Source organism: Streptomyces sp. UW30 (assembly GCF_008042075.1).
Taxonomy (GTDB): Bacteria; Actinomycetota; Actinomycetes; order Streptomycetales; family Streptomycetaceae; genus Streptomyces.
In genome coordinates, this window is sequence record NZ_RDBN01000177.1 from 1 (window position 1) to 632 (window position 632).

Sequence of the window (632 nt, forward strand, 5' to 3'; positions counted from 1 at the left end):
CCCCACAGCGGCGAGGGCGGTGAGGACGGCGTCGGCAGACCGGGTCACTGTCGCGTGCGCTCCGTGTTCCTGCTGACCGCAGCTCCGTGCCCCGCGCGGCCCCTTCGGTGGCGCGCCACGTGGTGAAAGGGGACGCTGGATGAAGGGGTACGTGACGGAGAGGCACCCCATGGCCGAGACCAGCGCAGACCACAAGGCTCACACGCCGTTCCTTTCCCGCCCCGGTGTCCGCCGCCTCATACCGTTCGCTCTGATCACCGCGATCGCTCTGGTCTTCATCTTCGAGAACCGCGACAGCGTCAAGATCCGCCTTCTCGTCCCGGAGGTGACCATGCCGCTGTGGGGTGCCCTTTTGATCGCCTGGGGCCTCGGCATGCTGGCCTGCGCCTTTACTGTGCGTCGACGCCCGAAGCGGCATTCACGACAGCCGCGGTAAGTTCCTGCGCCGCCCGCATGTCGGAGCGCAATGCCATGGGCCCGGGCCGAATGCCTTGCGGCGGCCGAGCGGTCGTACGGGCTGAAGTCGCCGATGGTCGTAGGTGAGGGTCTCGTCGGTGCGCGGGTGTTGCACGAATGGCCCGCCCCGAAGTGCCTGGTAGGCCCGAGCTACTAAGCGTCGTCGTGCGCACCCC

The 632-nt window shown here is 68.4% G+C and carries 1 protein-coding gene; it reads left to right on the top strand.

The window, feature by feature from the left end; all coding sequences use genetic code 11:
- Nucleotides 1-169 precede the first annotated feature (169 nt).
- Nucleotides 170-436 carry a hypothetical protein gene (locus tag EAO75_RS45410; RefSeq protein ID WP_148000958.1) on the top strand — a complete coding sequence of 89 codons (267 nt, stop codon included), beginning with the start codon at nt 170-172 and terminating at the stop codon, nt 434-436.
- Nucleotides 437-632: the final 196 nt, after the last annotated feature.